Source organism: Nostoc sp. CCY0012 (genome assembly GCF_963920855.1).
Lineage (GTDB): Bacteria > Cyanobacteriota > Cyanobacteriia > Cyanobacteriales > Nostocaceae > Cyanocohniella.
On sequence record NZ_CAWUDM010000076.1, the window covers coordinates 1 to 15,954 of the forward strand.

Below are 15,954 nucleotides of genomic sequence, written 5' to 3' on the forward strand. Positions count from 1 at the left end.
GTGTTACTGTTTTTTCAACTTGAGACTCCAAAAAGTTTTCTGCACCACTAAGCTTAACAGCTAATAACAAGACTAATTACAGAAATTCCTAAAACTATAAACGATATCTATAGCCAGATTTACTGTTGAAATTCAATCCTACTCATCCTCTTTGAAATCTTCACTTGTAGCTAAAACCCAAGCCCTAATTAATATTTTGCCTTTGAATCGATTTGTCAACAAGACAAATTTGAGCCTCTAATAACAAAATATGTAACATTTAACACATTTAACAATCAATCATCAACCAACTCTCGCCTCACTATCAGCAGAAAGAATGGTGGGATCGCTTGCTGTATTCTTGACAATTTGTTACAAAAGTATAAAGAACTTCTAGAGACCCAAAACTACATGTTCGGCGGACTTACTGGTTTAAAAGATCCTAAAGGCACAGATTGGGGAGAGCGAATGCTCAACACAGTCGCTAGCCAAACGATTCGCCACTTGTTTACACAAAGCGAGTCAGTAGAAGTCTTTGTGCGCTGCTATCCCTCCAGCAAACTGTTGCAAGGCAGCATTGATAGCTTCAAAATGAGCGGACGTGGCTTGGTAATTCGCAAAGATTTTTGGGTAGAGGAGATGTCCTTTGAAACTGATGCTGTTGCCATCGACTTCGGTGCAGTACTGAGTGGCAAGCTGAACCTCAAGCAACCCACCCAAGCGATCGCGCAGGTAATTTTATCAGAAGCTGGTATTAATCAAGCCTTCCAGGCGAAACTGGTAACGCAACATTTAGTTAATCTTGCTGTACCTTCTTTAACGGCATTATCTGGCGGTCAACCAGTTTCCTTTACCGATATTCAGGTAGAACTCTTGTCAGGAAATCGCCTGCGGATGTTAGCCAAAGCAGATTTAAACAACGGTGAACTCATACCGCTAAATATGCTCATGACTGTAGCTGTGGAACGGCGACGGCGGATTTCTTTCAAAGACCCTAAAGTTGAACTGGAATCAGTCCCAGAAGCACAACGGGAAATATCCCAAAATTTGAGTATGGCACTGGCGGAAATTTTAGATAATATGGTCGATTTAGATCGCTTTGACTTGGATGGGGTAAAAATGCGGCTGAATCGTTTAGAAACGGAAGGAAAAAACTTGATTTTCAGTGGATATGCCGAAATTGAACGTATTCCCCATAATTCTTAAAATAACGTGATTTTTGTAGTTTATTGAGGGCTTTAGCCCTCACTACAAACATTAAAAAACCGCCTAAAATTTCTAGACGGCATGATTATTTATTAGCAAAAAACAGAATGTGAATTTTCTATCGTCCTACACCTATATATTGGAAACCAGCTCTAACCATACTTTCCGGGTCGAGGAAGTTACGACCATCAATGATGACAGGATTATTCATCAATTTGGCCATCTTCGCAAAGTCTAAATTGCTAAACTGCTGCCATTCAGTAACTAAGACCAAAGCATCGCAACCATCAGCCAAGCGTTCAGCATCAGTTTCTACTAGTACGCCAGTCAGACCATGACGTAAGCCTGTTTGGGAAACGATGGGGTCATAGGCTTTGACTTTAGCTCCCAATCGATTTAGCTGCTCAATTAGGTTGAGTGCAGGTGCATCACGCATATCATCGGTATCCGGCTTGAAGGTCAAACCAAGTAATCCGACAGTTTTGCCTTTGAGGATTTTCAAGGCTTGTTGGAGTTTTTCTAAAGCAATCAGGCGTTGGCGTTCATTGACGCTGACAGCTGCTTTCATCAATTGAGCTTCATAACCATAGTCGTCAGCAGTGTGAATTAGTGCGGCGACATCTTTAGGGAAACAAGAACCACCCCAACCAATACCAGAGTTGAGGAATTTGTTACCAATACGGGAGTCTAACCCAATGCCTTTGGCTACTTGGGTAACATCAGCACCGACGCGATCGCAAATGTTAGCAACTTCGTTAATGAAACTAATTTTGGTTGCCAAAAAGGCGTTGGCAGCGTATTTGATCATTTCTGCTGAACTGAGGTCTGTTGCCAGAACTGGTACAGGCGGTAAAGATTTATCTTCCGCATACTGGCGTTCGACAATTGGGGTGTACAGTTCTTGCATTAAGGCGATCGCTCTTTGACTGTTTCCGCCCAAAACGATCCGATCAGGGTTAAATGTGTCAAGCACTGCTGAACCTTCGCGCAAAAATTCTGGATTGCTGACAACATCAAACTGGGCTACAAACTCAGGCATATTCTCATCACTCGGCACTCCACCTGCGGGTACGAGTGTTTTTTGCCGTTCAGCAATACCATCCAACACAATCATTCGCACCCAGTCACCAGAACCAATGGGTACTGTAGATTTATTGACGATGACTTTATAACCGCCATTGAGATTAGCCCCAATACCACGAGCTACAGCTTCCACATAACGGGTATCACTTTCTCCTGTGGGTAAAGGTGGTGTTCCCACCGCAATAAATAAAATTTCCCCGTGGTGGACTCCCGCTGCTAAATCTGTAGTGAATTGGATTTTACCCGTTTGAATGGCAGATTGCATAATTTCTGAGAGTCCCGGCTCGAAAATGGGGGACTGCCCAGATTTCATTAATTTAACTTTTTCCTCGTTATTATCTACACAAATTACGTCATGCCCAATATGAGCCAAGCAAGCGCCTGTAACCAAACCAACGTAACCAGTACCAATTACGCAAACACGCATTTAGTTTAACTCCTCGCTTTTTGGGTTAGTCTTCAAAGAGAACTTGTCAATTATGATACTTAAATACCACTGGTAAGACCAGTAACTACAGTACGGGCTACTGATATGGTGAGCCTGCACCCAGGTTTAGGACAGCATTGTATACTGCCCTGAACCAAAATCCTAGCGATCGCCTGTGATGCGACTGCGGAAATCTTCTATTGTTAGTTTTAGCCCTTCTTGTAGTGGAATGGTAGGTTCCCAATTTAACAAGGTCTTGGCTTTTGTAATATCAGGCTGGCGACGACGCGGATCATCAGATGGTAATGACTCATACTTAATTTGTGCGTCTGGGTTCACTTGGTTTTGTACAGCTTGTGCTAATTGCAAAATTGTGTATTCACCAGGATTTCCCAGATTTACCGGGCCAACGTAATCCCCATTCATCAGGCGGATAAACCCTTCTACCAAGTCAGACACGTAGCAGAAACTCCGAGTTTGGGAACCATCACCATATACAGTCAAAGGATTACCCCGTAAGGCTTGAACAATAAAATTACTTACCACCCGGCCATCATTTTCTAACATTCTGGGGCCATAGGTGTTAAAGATCCGTGCCACGCGAATCTCAACTTTATTTTGTCTGTAATAATCAAACGCCAAAGTTTCCGCAATTCGTTTGCCTTCGTCGTAGCATGAACGTATACCGATAGGGTTGACGCTACCTCTATATTCTTCGGTTTGGGGATGAACTTCAGGATCACCGTAGACTTCACTGGTAGAAGCTAAGAAAAACCTCGCCTTCACACGCTTGGCTAACCCCAACATATTGAGTGTCCCCATGACGTTAGTTTTAACGGTTTTTACGGGGTTGTACTGGTAATGCACTGGGGAAGCGGGACAAGCCAAATGATAAATTTGATCTACTTCCAACCGAATTGGCTCTGTGATGTCGTGGCGAATAAGTTCAAAGTAGGGATTTCCCATCCACTTGAGGATATTACGTTTGTCGCCTGTATAAAAGTTATCTAAACAAATAACTTCATGTCCTTCAGGTATAAGTCTATCAATGAGATGGGAGCCAATAAACCCAGCACCGCCCGTCACCAAAATTCTCATAGTTTCCCAGTTACTTTATGGATGATTGATAGTTGCTATGCTATTCAGCTTATTATTTAGAGTACCCACACTAGATACAAAAATGCAGATTGCACAAAGTTTACTTAGATGAGATGTTTGCATTCATTTCATGTACGATTTTATTTATGTAATTTTGATAGATTTTAACTTGATTGTTGAACAATTCATTTAGCAAAATACCAAACATCGCTTTATGATTGTCTTGTTTGACCGAGAATTCATCAAATCTTTAATCAAATAAAGTTTTCTCACAAGAGTGCGATGACTCAGTAAATAAGTGTTAGAGGAAAAATAAAAACATCCCTTCACTGAGTGCAAGGGAGACAAGAACAGAAGAAGTGCCAGCAATTAGATAACTGAATTGTTGGAAGTTTTTTTAATTAATAGCCGATTCCATAATTGCTGCCTTGTTGCCCAAAGCCTTGTTTACCAGTTTCAATCACTGGTATGAATTACAACTCTATTATCATAAAATTTCCCCCAAAGCGCGTTTATTCCTGGGGAGTGTTTACAAAAGTCCCCGGAATTGTGACGATTGCGCTAGAATTGTTAAAGCTTCTTTACAGAATTTGCTGATCATTCCCGATTCTGTTAGAACAACTTAGCATTTACATGTAAATCTGAAAACCCCCTCTAGAGTTCACTAAAAGCTCCTATGACGCTCCCAATTCGCAACGTCGCCATTATCGCCCACGTTGACCACGGCAAAACTACGCTGGTTGACGCACTCCTCAAACAATCTGGTATTTTCCGAGAAGGTGAAGACGTTCCGGATTGTGTCATGGACTCCAACACCCTAGAACGGGAGCGGGGTATTACCATTTTGTCGAAAAATACAGCAGTTCGCTACAAAGAAACGCTGATTAATATTGTTGATACTCCCGGACACGCTGACTTTGGCGGTGAAGTGGAACGAGTACTCGGCATGGTTGATGGCTGTCTGTTGATTGTCGATGCTAACGAAGGCCCCATGCCCCAGACACGCTTTGTATTGAAAAAAGCGTTGGAAAAAGGATTGCGCCCCATCGTAGTTATTAACAAAATTGACCGCGCCCAAGGTAACCCCCACGTTGCTGTAGATAAGGTTTTGGATCTGTTCTTAGAATTAGGCGCAGATGAAGACCAGTGCGATTTTACCTATCTGTTTGCTTCCGGTATGGGCGGTTACGCCAAGGAAAGCATGGAAGCAGAAGCGGTAGATATGCAGCCCCTGTTTAATGCGATTCTGCAACACGTTCCACCTCCTGTGGGTGACATCAACAAGCCCCTACAATTGCAAGTCACTACCTTAGATTATTCTGAATATCTAGGACGGATTGTCATTGGCAGAATCCACAACGGTACTATCCGCGCTGGACAGCAAGCGGCTTTGGTTACAGAAAACGGTACTATTGTCAAGTCCAAAATTACCAAATTGATGGGATTTGAAGGACTAAAGCGGGTGGAAATGGAAGAAGCCACCGCAGGATATATTGTGGCCGTGTCTGGTTTCGCTGATGCTTATATTGGGGAAACCATTACTGACCCCAACGAACCCCAAGCTTTACCACTAATTAAAGTGGATGAACCAACCTTACAAATGACCTTCTGGGTAAATGATTCACCCTTTGCTGGTCAAGAAGGTAAGTTGGTGACATCCAGACAAGTACGCGATCGCCTGTTCCGTGAATTAGAAACCAACGTCGCCCTGCGAGTCGAAGAAACTGATTCTCCCGATAAATTCCAAGTTTGCGGTCGTGGTGAATTACACTTGGGTATTTTAATCGAAACCATGCGCCGAGAAGGTTTTGAGTTCCAAGTATCTCAACCACAGGTAATTTACCGAGAAATCAACGGTCAACCTTGCGAACCTTTTGAACTCCTAGCACTAGATATACCCGAAGACGGTGTTGGTAGTTGTATTGAACGCCTGGGACAACGCAAAGGCGAAATGCAAGATATGCAAGTTATTGGCAATGGACGGACTCTACTAGAGTTTATTATTCCCGCCCGTGGCTTGATTGGTTTCCGGGGTGAATTCATGCGGATGACTCGTGGTGAAGGTATTATGAACCACAGTTTCCATGACTATCGTCCCCTGTCTGGTGACATTGAAGCCCGCAACAAAGGCGTTCTTATTGCTTTTGAAGAAGGTGTTTCTACTTTCTATGCCATGAAAAACGCGGAAGATAGAGGAGCATTCTTTATCACTCCAGGTACTAAAGTCTATAAAGGCATGATTATTGGAGAACATAATCGCCCTCAAGACTTGGAATTGAATGTCTGTAAGACTAAGCAGTTAACCAATCACCGCGCTGCTGGTGGTGATGAACTAGTACAACTGCAAACACCAATAGACATGAGTCTAGAACGCGCTTTAGAGTACATTGGCCCTGATGAATTAGTGGAAGTCACACCCGAATCGATTCGTTTACGGAAAGTGGCGAAGAAGTTCGCAAAACGCTAAGTAAATTTGTCTGATTGATTTTAAAAGCCCGCAACTGCGGGCTTTTATTTAGGTTGTTTACAGCATTTTTTAAGTATAAAATTGCAAGAATTTTATTCAGGACTTACGCAAGTGTCACAAAAAATAAAAATTTTTTGCTTGTAGTAAGGGACTTCCAGAAATTAAATTTTGCATATCAAGAATGAGCCAACGTACAGAAGTTAGACGGGTCTTGATCTCGTCGATGCTTAGTGGGAATGGGGCCTGGTTGTCCATCACCCACTAGGGCTGCGGTTTTCTCCAGGGATTCTCTCAATCGCTTGGCTGCGTAGATGGACATATCGCGGGGGACATTAATGCGATCGCGCAAATATCGTAGAGCAACATCAGATCCCGTTGGAGGTATACAGTCTTCACCAGTCATCATGTGTGTTAAAGCACAACGTAGCGCTTGATCAAACAATTTATCATCTAAGGGGTTGACGCGGATAATATTGATGCGGTGTTTGATAGTTCTTTGCAGCGCTTCTTTGCGGGAGTTTTCGGGTTCTGGATAAGTAACATCTGGTAGCCCAAACCAGGGGCCGTTATCCACCCGCGCTTTATTGAGAAGCATCTGGGATTCGCCGTTTTCCCAACAGCCACCCATCTGGGGCGGTAAATCATGTGCATGGGTGTGAAAGTCGCTCTGGGTACCGCAGTAGGTAGGTCGGCTTTCCATTGCCGCAAACCATGCGCTTAAGCGAGGGTTTTCTTCTCGCAGGGAATAGCCCTTGTAGTAGTAAAGGCTCGCATTCATCCGTTCGAGATATGGCGTAAAAATAACATCGACGATGCCGAAGCTATCCAGAAAGTAAGGGCTTGGGGTGCGACCCAAAGCCTCCTCAACCTTAGTCACCACTGAGATAAATTGTTCTCGGTTGCGTTGTTCTTGTTGAGAGGAACCCGCTTTAGAACACAGCCAAATACACCAGGCTCTAAATAAAAGTCGTTCTAATTGACGTAGAGGCAGCACCCTGCGGTCTTCCATCCCTTGGCTTAATGGAGCAAAAACCTTTTCCAAAGCGATTAAAATATCATCGCTTTCCTTAATAATCCGTCCATCTAGCTCGATAGCCGGGAGCATTCCTGATGGTACCTTCCGTTTGTACCAACTTTCTTTCTCCCCATAGCAGAACATTGTCACTTTTTCGATGCGGTAGGGGATCTGTTTTTCCTCTAGCCATAACCAAACTTTTTGACAGTAAGGACACCAGGCGTGGTTATCGCGGTACAGTGTTACCCGTACATCAGATTCGGACTGACCAAACAAGCGCAACCTGGCTCTAGCGTTGGTAAGACCATTAACGGTATCTATTTGATAGTCCGTGAGAGTTTCTAGTTCTTGCCAGCTTAAGGGTGCGGTAGTCATAGGGTGAGTTGAGTAGGGCAATACTTAGGACTTTTCTTGACTTTACAATATTTTCAATTACACAATAACAGAGACGTTATCGGTTTCTTGCCGTCCCCAATAAATGACGGTTTTATTACCGGGTGAAGGGTTTCGAGGAGTTGATAACCAGACAAGCGACTTCCAGAGAATAAATTACTCAATTTATTCAGGTGATATTTTTCTTTTCCCCCTGCTCCCTGCTCCCTGCCCCCCTGCTTTTTTACAAGTGACTCAAAGGTTCATCAACAGTTAATAATTGCGCCCAGTGGTGGATAGTCCTTCGACGATTAGTGATGGAGTATAACAAGAACCATTCCAATCAGCATCGCCACCTAATGCGACTAATTGTTTCAAGGCTGTGTAAACATTACCTGCGACCATTGTATCTTTAACTCGTCCAATTACCTGCCCATTTTTTACACGGTAACCCAAATCAATATTGATAGAAAAATCACCGGAAATGCCATTGCCACCACCGAGCATTTGATCCACGATTAAGCCATCATCCATCTGTTGAATTAAATCTTGTAATGATGCCGTACCAGGTTGGATCAAGAAATTAAATAACCCAGGGGTGGGATAACTGCCAAAACTAGGGCGAAAACCATTGCCTGTGGTGTTAATACCCAATTGGCGACCGGTAGTGCGATCGCAATAAAAATTCTGTAAAATCCCATCTTGGATAAAAACTAAGTCAGTGGTGGGGGTACCTTCATCATCAAAAGGGCAACTGTAAGGGCCAGCTTGTGGGTCTTGATAGAGTGTGAGGCTGGGTGAGGTGACTAATTTACCGAGGCGTTCTGCCCAAGGAGAAGACACCTCTAAAATGCGCTTGCCATTCAAGGCTGCTTGTGCAGTCCCCCAAAGCATATCAGCAGCTTTAGAGGTAAACAAAACAGGAAGGCGACCGTTGGGGGAAGAGACATTTTCTTTAGCCCAATTTAACCTTTGTAAAATTTGATGAGCTAATTTTTCCGGGTGGAGAATGTCTCGTTGGGTTTGTCCATCGGCAACACTTAAAAAATCATCACCTCTGACCCATTCGGCTGACATATAGCAACTGAGGGTCGTATCAGTGTAGTAACAATCTAAACCTTGACTATTAACAAGTCTAGTAGTTTCCACATCACATTCCCAATCACCATTACACAGCACATCGGGATAAACATCACGAATCAGAGCGATCGCTTCTTTGCCCCATTTGACCAATAACTCTAAGGGTACAGTCTTGCCTATATCTGGATAAAATGGCTGGCTGTTACTGAGCAATTCCACTGGTTCTGGCTCGTTCAGTTGACTCAACGCCAGCGCTCTTTCCACCATTGCTTGTGCCTGGACAGAACCGTAAGCTACAGCGAGTCCTGGACGCCCATTGCGCCACAGTCGCAGGGCTGTGCCTTCAGATTGACTGGTTTCTAGCTGCTTGAGGCGATTAGCCTCAAAAAATACGGGACGAGAAAGCGATAGCGACTGATATACTTCCGCTGCTTCGGCTCCCGATTTTGTGGCTAGTTCTAGCAGCTGTTCTGCTAGCGTATCTTGTGACAAGTTTTCAGAATCCATGACCCTTAGTAAATTGTGGATTTTGGATTTTGAACTGCAAATGAACGCAGATAATTATCCCAAATCTTTGGTATCCATCAGCTTGTATTGGCATGAGCCATTTAGCAACATAGACGGACGCAAATAATTATCCCAAATCATTGGTATCTATCCGCGAATCATCGCCACAGAGAATTTTCCCCAAATCATCAGCATGTATCACTCTGTATCAGTATTGGGTATTGCCACGAGGCTTGTGTGTACACTGTAACTGTGACTAAGTTGCACCCCCAGATAGTAACTGAGGTTGGGGGCGAGGAAGTAGAACTCTTAAAGAACGCAACTTAGTATGAACCACAAAATTAGAGAATAGATGAGATAATTTCCTATTGTTCTGAGCTTTATTAACAGAAATCAACTCTCAAATCATTTACTAATTCTGCAATAATTACTGTATACAGGATGCACAAATATCAAAATAGTGTAGCCTATAGGAATAATAAATGATCTGCAAACAAATTTTAGTAATTTAGAATAAACTTTGCTTACAAAACTTAGGTTTTAATTGACAAAGCTCATCCTACATGTATTTCAAAAATAAAATAAGAGTCTTCTATATTAATAAAGTTATCTCTAACAACTCAATGATATTTGGAAAGATGTTTGGCAAATTTTCACGTCGTTTATTGCTTGTACAAATACTAGTTATCATCTTGGCTGGATGTCAATCAAGGTCAAGTCCTCAGGGTACCTTAACTGTGGGCGTGATTAATTATGGTGGAGGGCAAGAAATAATTGAACAGTACTCTAAGTTCAATAGTTATTTGGGCGAAAAAACCAAATCACGGATTGTACTAGAGCCTACATTTAATGAAAACAAAGCCATTGAACGTTTGGCAGCAAAGGCTTGGTCATTGGTATTTGCTCCGCCTGGTTTAGCTGCTATTGCCATCTCCCGCTACCAATATACTCCGGTGGCTCCTTTGTTAGGTGTAACTAATTTACGCTCAGTTTTGATTGTTCGCAAAGACAATCCTATTCGTGAATTACAACAGCTACAAGGACAAATAGTTGCATTAGGTCAACCAGGTTCAGCGACAGGGTATTATTTACCCTTGTACAATCTTTATGGTTTAACTTTAAAGCAAATATTATTTGCACCTACACCCGACACTGCTTTGGAATGGGTTGCTGAAGGAAAAGCCGCAGCGGGTGCTGTCTCTTTAGAGGAATTTCAACTCTACAGTTCACAGTTCAACCAGACAGAATTTCGTATACTCCATACAGATCCGCACAATGTACCATCTGGTGTGATTTTGATTGGGCCTAATATCGAAAAAAATCGCCAACAATACATTAGCCAAGTCATCAGAGAGTTTCCTGCTACTTTGGCTCAAGAAGTAGGGTATGTACCCAATGGCCAAGTACCCGATTATCAATATATGATTTCTGTAGTTGAACGGGTAAAATTTATTACTTCTGACCTCCATACTCAGCCTGTCGATTTATTTTGAGTCAACATTTTTGTTTAAAAAAACAATTTAAATCGTGCTAATTGCGTGGCGATCGCCTCAGTTAAGATTTTATTTAGTTCTGTACTGTCTTGAAATTGTAAAATTTGCTGTGTGGGCAAATCGAAGGGAAATTTCCCCTCCATGTCTGGGCGCTGCATGTGAGCTAGTAAAATTTGTTCTGAGCGTTTACTTTGAATGGCATAACCAATTTCTACACAGACATTAGGACTAGGTATCAATTGACTAGTTTCTTTACCTGCAATGCTAGCAATGGGTGTAGTATCAGCGATAAACAACAGACTCTTACGGATTTTTCGCATAATGGCGCGACTTAGCCTGATGGGAGTATCACTAGAACGATGAGATTCTACTAATGCTAACGGCATCCGCGATCGCAAGTTCAATTGTGCCAAACTTTTTTGCAGTTCCTCTCGCAGAGTATCACTGGCTGCGGCATACTCAGCTTGGGAGCATAAAAAAATCGTTGGTTCTAACTGCGCTAGTAATGCTTGTTTGGTGAAATAAATTTCATGACTAATCAAGTCAATGTTAGCTACGCAATAACCGCCACTACCTTCTATATAAAATTCAATATTTTCTCCTTCTAGGTAGCGCCCAAACCAGGTTGATTGCTTAACTTCGTCACTGTCTTCTAAAAAATCCGCTCGTAATGCTGATCTCAGCAGACTTTTTTTACTGAGGCGAATGTCTGGTAAGCGCTTTTCCAGTTCTGCAATCGGCTCGTAATCTTCAATGTACCATGCTCTAAGCGCAATAATTGACATAAGAGGCTATTTCAAATGTCTCATTTCGTTATTAGCTTACACCCTGATGTACCCATCAAAACAACAACACCCAAGCATCTACTAGCTTTTAGATTTTCCTCACTTTTGTTTATACTAGCCAGGGATGTAATTAATCTCATTACCAAATAAGCAATGAAAACCAGTTACAGCGCCCCCTGATTTTCAATCTTTGAGGAAATATCAGCGTTCGCGTTGGGTGTTGTTTGGTTTTGACGAGACAGACATAAATTAAACAGCGTCTTTACCTCTTTGTTTATTGCAAATTTAGCTGTTGCATCTGCCAGGGAAGCTTTATAGCTTCAATTATTAGATTAGCATTACCTAGATTAACGGTCATCTCTTTGCAACCAAACTTTACTTTTAATCCTACCTAAAGTAACGTTTATTTACAGTTGATGCTCTATCTAAATGTGTTAACTAAACTTAAAAATTCCTCTATAAAAGCTTTTTGACTTTTGTCTTCTGTGCAGTGGTACTAAAGTCCTTTCTTTTTTATTAATTTCGAGTTATAACACCAACAAAGAGGTAACTGGGGCTGCAATATTTTTGATGCGAATGCTAATAATATTTCAACATAATACTCAATATAAATTGAGTCATAGCTCAGAAATTGTTTAAGTTTTGAAAAGGATTAATTTTACCTATGCGTTGAATAGGAATTTCAATCCAGAATTCTGTACCTTTGCCTATTTCCGAAATACACTCCATGACTCCGCCATGTTTCTCGACAACAATTTGGTAACTGATGGCTAGTCCCAGTCCTGTACCCTTACCCACCGATTTGGTGGTGAAGAATGGATCGAAAATGCGTTTTTTCACTTCCTCAGTCATTCCCGGGCCATTATCAGCAATGCGAACTAGTAGCCGACATTTATCTAGAGAAACTTGAGTAGAAATCCAGATTTTCGGTGAAGAAAGATTATTTTCTGCTTTGGCCTTTATCCCTTGCTCTTCTAAAGCATCAATAGCATTGCTGAGAATATTCATAAATACCTGGTTCATTTGACCAGCGTAACATTCTACAAGGGGCAAATTACCATAATCTTTAATAATTTCAATGCTACTCAAATTAGTACTTGATTTGAGGCGATGTTGTAAAATCAATAAGGTGTTTTCTATGCCTTCATGCAGGTCAACAGCCTTATTATCAGCCTCATCCAAACGGGAAAAGTTGCGGAGCGATAATACTATGGAGCGGATACGTTCAGCTCCCATTTGCATGGAAGATATAGTTTTTGGTAAGTCTTCTCGGAGAAATTCTAAATCAATGTTCTTAATGAATGAGCCAATATCCAGATTTGGTTGGGGATAATGTAACTTGTACAAATCTAAAAGTTCCAGCAGGTGTTGCGTGTAGTTACTGGCGTGGGAAAGATTGCCATAGATAAAGTTAATCGGGTTGTTGATTTCGTGGGCTACACCCGCCACTAACTGTCCTAAGCTGGACATTTTTTCAGTTTGAATTAATTGGGACTGGGTTTCTTGCAGTTCAATTAAAGTTTGTTCTAATTGTGCAGCTTTATTTCTGGCTTCGGTTTCTGCGGTACAACTTTGTTGATAGAGTTGAGCTTGTTGAATTGCGATCGCGGCCTGATCTGCTAGCTGTTGTAGTAAATCAATTTCTGCATCTTGCCATTTTCTGGGTGCATTGCATTGATGGGCTATCAGTAACCCCCAGAGTTCCTTGCTGATGTTAATTGGTACAATTAAGTTAGCTTGTACTGACAAACTCTGTAAAAACTCCCGATGACAAGCACTTAAAGATTCTGTTGATACATTATCAATTGCCCTAATTCTGCCTCGTAAGAAGAGACGTGCAGATTCATCAGGAAAGCAATTTAGTGGTGCTTTGATGCCTAAAACCGATGGCCAGTTGCCACTAATTTCTTCGACAATGATTTCACCAGCAGATTCACTTACCAACTGATAAATCAGCACTCTGTCTGAATTTAGTAAAGGACGAACTTCCTTGACGATGGCTTGCAAGGTGGTTTTCAAGTCTAATGTACTGCGAATTTGCTCTGAGACTTGCTTAATGGCCTTGGTTAGTAGTAATGATTGTTCGAGTTCAGCCGTTTTTTGTTGTACCCGGCATTCTAAGTTGGCATTCAACGCTTGCACCTGTTGGTACATTTGCTGTTGCTGAATTGCCATTGAAAAGTGATAACACAAAGCTTGCCCCAAGGAAATTTCTTCGGGTTTCCACTCTAGAGGTTGCCCTTTTTTTTGCTCTCGCCAAGCGGCAAAAGACAATCTGGGTAGTCTTTGTTGCTGATTTTGGTCATGCTGTCCTGCCCATAAAATTTCGCTGTCAAATCCGGCGCGAAAAATACTAATCATGCCGATAAAACTTTGACGCATATGTAGAGGAATCAGCAAAATTCCCCGAATCTCAGTTGCTTGAAACGCCGCAGTTACAGTTTGCAGACGTGGTTCTTGGTAGAGATCAGTAATTGCCCAAATCTTGCCTGGTTTAAACTCACCTATCCAGTTTTGCCAAACAGGATGCTGTTCAATAACAGTATTATCTAATTCATCGGGCAGTTGCGGTTGTGCGCCTAATGTATGTATTTCTCCACTATGTTCAATAAAAATTCTCCCTCCAACACCATTGAATGCAGTAATAATTGCTTGTAGGGCTTCTGGTAATTGGATTGTGGGTAGTTGGTGCAACAACATACTCACTTGATTAATAGTGGCTTCTCGCTGTTGCTTCGCACGGGCCTCGGTGAGTAAATTACTTTGAGCGATCGCTATTGCTACTTGATCAGCAACTTGTTGGACTACTTTAAGCTCCCGCTTCAAAATCGTGCGTGGTTGGCTATGATGCGAAACCAACAATCCCCATAATTTGGGTTTTGTTGATTGCCCTCCCAGCTCTTGATGTAAAATTGGCACCACCAGCGAAGATTGTACCCCCATTGCCTTTAAGTATTGAATATGACATGGGTCTACCGGACGATAATGGATATTCTCTGTTGGTAAATTTTCACCAGTTTCTTTTGACTTGAGTGGTGATAGCCCTATCCTGCCACTAGCTACATCAACTATGGAACGTTGTCGCGCTGTTAAAAACATCTCGCGTGCGGCAAGGGGAATATCATCCGCCGGAAAGTGTAGCCGCAATAACGATGGCAAACGCTGCTCATGAATAGATTCAGCAATGACTTCACCACTACCATCAGCATCAAATTGATACACCATTACCCGGTCGGTAGCCAAAAATAACCGGACTTCGGCAACAGTATCCCCCAGTATCTCTTGAAGTTCGAGCGATCGCCTAATCCGTTTAGTGATCCGATGCAATAAACCTTCCTGGTTAAACGGTAATTGCGAACCACTGGAGTTATCAGTAAAAGCCATATTGCCGACTATACTTAACAATTAAAGTATAAAATTTTAAAGATTATTTTATTTACTAGTGTTTACCACTAAGATGTTTCCTTAATCAAGGGTTAAAGGTTAAGAAAAGTTTATTAATTTACACTCAATTCTATATCTTCAATATTGAGATGCATAGAGTAAAACTATGTAAAGCAGAAAAATTTATATATTTTCTGGGTTTGAGTAAAAAACCTGACAAATTTTTAATAAATTCATCGACAAAAGTCAGTGATTCTCATTAGTTAAAATTATCTTTTTTTACAGGGGAAAACACAAAAATGTTCCCCTGTGATCATCAATATTTAATTCAATGTACTTAATCGCACTGAAGCTCACCAGAAGATACGGTAATAAGACGTAATTGACGAATTTCTGTACGCACACTCATCAGGATTTTGCCGAGATGGTTTTGACCTGTCTTGTCCATTCCACAGCCCCAAAAATAATCTTTTGGCGAATTTTCTACTAAAATTTCATCGCCTGTACTGAGGAGAATTTCACGAATTTCATCATGAGTGGAAAACTTTTTGCGTACGGCTTCTCGCATCACTTGAGTTTTGACTGTCTCCCAGTCTGAACGGAGTTGGCGAGTGCTACAGCGTCCTAAAGCAGCAGCATCTTCGGGAGTAGCAGCAGCATGAATAACCGGAATAATCACTGCATCAACACTACCCACAAACTTTTGTGCTTGATAATAATGTTCTACAGTTGGCCAATAAGTACCGTGGATATGGATGCCGTGGCGAGAAAAATTAGAAAAACAGCCATAAGGCTGCCAAACCTTGTAAAAGTATATGGTCATTTGAAAATTTCTCTTTATATATATCAATTTCACTCTAGCCGAGTGTCTACAGCCTTTACCAACTCCTTTGGGGAGATGAGGGTATCAGGAAGAAAGATTTAAGGGACTGACAAATAAATAAATGTTCCATTACTTTTGAGCCTGGGGGAGCAGGGGGATCTGGGGAGGCTGGGGGAGAAAGAATCTGCTTATCGTCTTCGTGATCAAAATTGGCATAATTTAATTTCTGGAAGTC

At 41.8% G+C, this 15,954-nt stretch carries 11 protein-coding genes; 4 read left to right on the forward strand and 7 right to left on the reverse strand.

What is annotated here, in order from left to right:
• Positions 1–390 precede the first annotated feature (390 nt).
• Complete coding sequence (locus ACM0OS_RS19895) at positions 391–1,185, forward strand: DUF2993 domain-containing protein (protein ID WP_414544931.1); 795 nt, start codon at positions 391–393, stop codon at positions 1,183–1,185.
• Positions 1,186–1,303: 118 nt separating this feature from the next.
• On the opposite strand, the gene ACM0OS_RS19900 is transcribed toward ACM0OS_RS19895, so the two are convergent.
• Positions 1,304–2,695 (reverse strand): UDP-glucose dehydrogenase family protein, encoded by a 1,392-nt coding sequence (locus tag ACM0OS_RS19900; protein ID WP_414544932.1) that lies wholly within the window; start codon positions 2,693–2,695, stop codon positions 1,304–1,306.
• A 162-nt stretch (positions 2,696–2,857) separates the two neighbouring features.
• On the reverse strand, positions 2,858–3,793 hold the full coding sequence (locus ACM0OS_RS19905) for a UDP-glucuronic acid decarboxylase family protein (RefSeq protein ID WP_414544933.1): 936 nt from the start codon (positions 3,791–3,793) through the stop codon (positions 2,858–2,860).
• A 676-nt stretch (positions 3,794–4,469) separates the two neighbouring features.
• Between ACM0OS_RS19905 and typA the strand changes: the two genes are divergently transcribed.
• The gene (gene typA, locus ACM0OS_RS19910; protein ID WP_414544934.1) at positions 4,470–6,260 is read left to right on the forward strand and encodes a translational GTPase TypA; all 1,791 of its coding nucleotides are present in this window, start codon (positions 4,470–4,472) and stop codon (positions 6,258–6,260) included.
• A gap of 175 nt (positions 6,261–6,435) precedes the next feature.
• Here the strand turns inward: typA and ACM0OS_RS19915 are convergent, their stop codons facing one another.
• On the reverse strand, positions 6,436–7,650 hold the full coding sequence (locus ACM0OS_RS19915; protein ID WP_414544935.1) for a glutathione S-transferase family protein: 1,215 nt from the start codon (positions 7,648–7,650) through the stop codon (positions 6,436–6,438).
• A gap of 270 nt (positions 7,651–7,920) precedes the next feature.
• Positions 7,921–9,234, reverse strand: a complete 1,314-nt coding sequence (locus ACM0OS_RS19920) for a TldD/PmbA family protein (protein WP_414544936.1) — start codon at positions 9,232–9,234, stop codon at positions 7,921–7,923.
• Here ACM0OS_RS19920 and ACM0OS_RS19925 point away from each other — a divergent pair.
• Both ACM0OS_RS19925 and ACM0OS_RS19930 read left to right on the forward strand, forming a co-directional pair.
• A complete protein-coding gene (locus tag ACM0OS_RS19925) occupies positions 9,233–9,361 on the forward strand; it encodes a hypothetical protein (protein WP_414544937.1) in 129 nt (42 codons plus the stop codon). The two genes, ACM0OS_RS19920 and ACM0OS_RS19925, sit on opposite strands and share 2 nt — an antisense overlap.
• 511 nt (positions 9,362–9,872) lie before the next feature.
• Positions 9,873–10,727, forward strand: a complete 855-nt coding sequence (locus ACM0OS_RS19930; protein ID WP_414544938.1) for a phosphate/phosphite/phosphonate ABC transporter substrate-binding protein — start codon at positions 9,873–9,875, stop codon at positions 10,725–10,727.
• Between the two features lie 14 nt (positions 10,728–10,741).
• On the opposite strand, the gene ACM0OS_RS19935 is transcribed toward ACM0OS_RS19930, so the two are convergent.
• The 3 genes from ACM0OS_RS19935 to ACM0OS_RS19945 form a co-directional block, all read right to left on the reverse strand.
• Positions 10,742–11,512, reverse strand: a complete 771-nt coding sequence (locus ACM0OS_RS19935) for a hypothetical protein (RefSeq protein WP_414544939.1) — start codon at positions 11,510–11,512, stop codon at positions 10,742–10,744.
• A gap of 624 nt (positions 11,513–12,136) precedes the next feature.
• Entirely contained in the window at positions 12,137–14,896 is a 2,760-nt protein-coding gene (locus ACM0OS_RS19940) for a GAF domain-containing protein (RefSeq protein ID WP_414544940.1), read from the reverse strand.
• 337 nt (positions 14,897–15,233) lie between these two features.
• Positions 15,234–15,719, reverse strand: coding sequence for an NADAR family protein (locus ACM0OS_RS19945; protein ID WP_414544941.1), 486 nt, complete (start codon positions 15,717–15,719; stop codon positions 15,234–15,236).
• Positions 15,720–15,954 lie beyond the last annotated feature (235 nt).